The organism is Candidatus Cloacimonadota bacterium (genome assembly GCA_034661015.1).
Taxonomy (GTDB): Bacteria; Cloacimonadota; Cloacimonadia; order JGIOTU-2; family JGIOTU-2; genus JAYEKN01.
Map to the genome: position 1 here is coordinate 5461 of JAYEKN010000027.1, position 1140 is coordinate 6600.

The following is a 1140-nucleotide window of genomic DNA, read 5'->3' on the forward strand; positions in this document are numbered from 1 at the left end:
GAACTCATATTAACCACGCTGTAAACGGTTCCGTCATAGAAAATATTATCGTGGATCAGATTCCATCCGTCGTCATTTGGGTCGGCATTATTCAAGTTGCCCAAATTGGCAGTTGCGTTATTTTGCAGAAAAAATCCCGTATAATTTCCGGTAACGTTATTTTCCGTGAAAACTGCATTTGCTCCCGAACCGTAGAGCATCACACCCGCACCTGTATTCGGATCGTTTTCAATATAATTGTCGTGGATAAAATTATTTCTATAAAACCCTTTTGCATTGTAAAGATACATTCCGGTCAGATTAAATGACACATCATTATAGTTGACAGTTGGAGACATATCATCATAGTTAAAAAGATTTCCCATAGTGATTCCTTGTTTTCCGTTATGATGAATCCAACTGTGGGTAATAGTCGGGCTGCAGGAATGCGAACTGAGTTGCAAAGCAAGTTGAATTGCTCCCCGAAATTGCGTCCCAAGACCGCATTGAGTAATTTCGCAGGAATCTATCAGCACATTAGAATTATCGGTTATCAGAATCCCGTTTAATTCACAATTTGAGATCTTTGAATTTTTCATCTCCATATATGCTGGGTTTGCGGATGGTAAACCAAAAAAGTGAACTGCTTTTTTGTGATCGTTTAAAGTGCAATGATTAATGAAGATCGGAGAATTCACCGCAGAAATACCATAATCGTTATCATCATTTGTGTTTGAAATATGGCAATGGTAGAATTCACTTTGCACATTTTCGTTTTCAAGACGGATACCACCCCAAAAAATCCCTTCTGCTCCGCAAAACAAAATGGAATCGGAAAAAGTGCCGAAAGCGAGGATATTTCCCAATGCAGTGATTCTATAATTTCCTTGAGCAATTACATTTACTCCGGCTTGTATTTCAAGGCTATCACCACTCGGAACTGTAATTTCTCCGATGATGTTGTAGGGATTATTTTCAGGTAACCAGGTACCTGATTGATCTCCGGAAACATCGGTTGCGTTGAGGTTTGTCAGCAAAAATAAAGTAAAGTATAGGACAGTAAAAATCATTAAATTTTTTTTCATGTTTGCTCCTTAAAGGTAAAACGATACGCTCATTTTTATAACGCCGTGAACGGCGTAGATTTTTTTTCCTATTTTT

1 protein-coding gene is annotated in these 1140 nt (G+C 38.0%); it reads right to left on the bottom strand.

Annotation, left to right across the window (positions count from 1 at the left end):
* On the bottom strand, window positions 1–1064 hold a 1064-nt coding region (locus U9P79_00885; GenBank protein MEA2103186.1), incomplete at its 3' end, for a right-handed parallel beta-helix repeat-containing protein.
* Between the last annotated feature and the right edge of the window lie 76 nt (window positions 1065–1140).